The following is a 496-nucleotide window of genomic DNA, read 5'->3' on the forward strand; positions in this document are numbered from 1 at the left end:
GATAGTCCCGCCGATGGTCGGCGAACATCCTCAGCGCGCGTTCCTTGACCGCGGCATCGATCTTCTTGGGCATGTGCTCATCCTCCTGGACTCAAACAGGAGCGGCATCAAACCCGTAACGGTTCATGCTCCCTGGGGTCGGCACCGGTGTGCGCGCATTCGGGGTCGGGGCAGCGTTTGCCGAGGAGGTGGCCGTTCTCGTCGAGCTCGAAGCCCTGCCCGGGGCGGCGGGGTTCCCCGCCGCAGGCGCCGGGTTCGGTGACCACGGGTGCCGAGAGGGGCATGAGGACGGCTTTGACGAGCTCTGTTTCCTCGATGGTGGAGTAGCCCTTGATCCGCACCCCACCCAATGTGTCGGGGGTGAAGGACAGGAACCGGGCGTGGTGGGCGCCGCGTTCGGCACGGTCCTTGTCCAGGTCGGCTGCCAGCAGGGTGCCGTCGGGGTCGAGCTCGCGGACCACGGTGGGGAAGGCGTGGTCGAGGTCGGTGGCGTCGT

Annotated in this window: 1 protein-coding gene; it reads right to left on the bottom strand. The window is 67.7% G+C overall.

From position 1 onward, the window contains the following. Positions 1 to 107: 107 nt before the first annotated feature. The coding region (locus tag DJ010_RS22210) for a hypothetical protein (RefSeq protein WP_158283092.1) at positions 108 to 496 on the bottom strand (389 nt) is incomplete at its 5' end.

It is taken from the genome of Nocardioides silvaticus (genome assembly GCF_003160695.1).
In the GTDB taxonomy this organism is placed as follows: Bacteria; Actinomycetota; Actinomycetes; order Propionibacteriales; family Nocardioidaceae; genus Nocardioides; species Nocardioides silvaticus.